This window comes from Streptomyces sp. AK02-01A (assembly GCF_033795305.1).
In the GTDB taxonomy this organism is placed as follows: Bacteria; Actinomycetota; Actinomycetes; order Streptomycetales; family Streptomycetaceae; genus Streptomyces.
On the sequence record NZ_JARBAE010000133.1, the window covers coordinates 1 to 680 of the forward strand.

At 57.9% G+C, this 680-nt stretch carries 1 rRNA gene; it reads right to left on the reverse strand.

From position 1 onward, the window contains the following. Nucleotides 1–631, reverse strand: a 23S ribosomal RNA gene (locus tag PV679_RS36055); the annotation flags it as partial. Nucleotides 632–680: the final 49 nt, after the last annotated feature.

A 680-nucleotide genomic window follows, 5' to 3' on the forward strand; every position in this document is an offset into this window, starting at 1 on the left:
GCGACGCTCCCACGGCTTGTAGGCACACGGTTTCAGGTACTATTTCACTCCGCTCCCGCGGTACTTTTCACCATTCCCTCACGGTACTATCCGCTATCGGTCACCAGGGAATATTTAGGCTTAGCGGGTGGTCCCGCCAGATTCACACGGGATTTCTCGGGCCCCGTGCTACTTGGGTGGTTCTCAAACGAGCCGTACAGATTTCAGCTACGGGGGTCTTACCCTCTACGCCGGACCTTTCGCATGTCCTTCGCCTACCCATACGGTTTCTGACTCGCCGACCGGCCGGCAGACCGATCAAGAAAACTCCCACAACCCCTGCAACGCAACCCCTGCCGGGTATCACACGCTACAAGTTTGGCCTCATCCGGTTTCGCTCGCCACTACTCCCGGAATCACTATTGTTTTCTCTTCCTGAGGGTACTGAGATGTTTCACTTCCCCTCGTTCCCTCCACACTGCCTATGTGTTCAGCAGCGGGTGACAGCCCATGACGACTGCCGGGTTTCCCCATTCGGACACCCCCGGATCAAAGCTCGGTTGACAGCTCCCCGGGGCCTATCGCGGCCTCCCACGTCCTTCATCGGTTCCTGGTACCAAGGCATCCACCGTGCGCCCTTAAAAACTTGGCCACAGATGCTCGCGTCCACTGTGCAGTTCTCAAACAACGACCAGCCACCC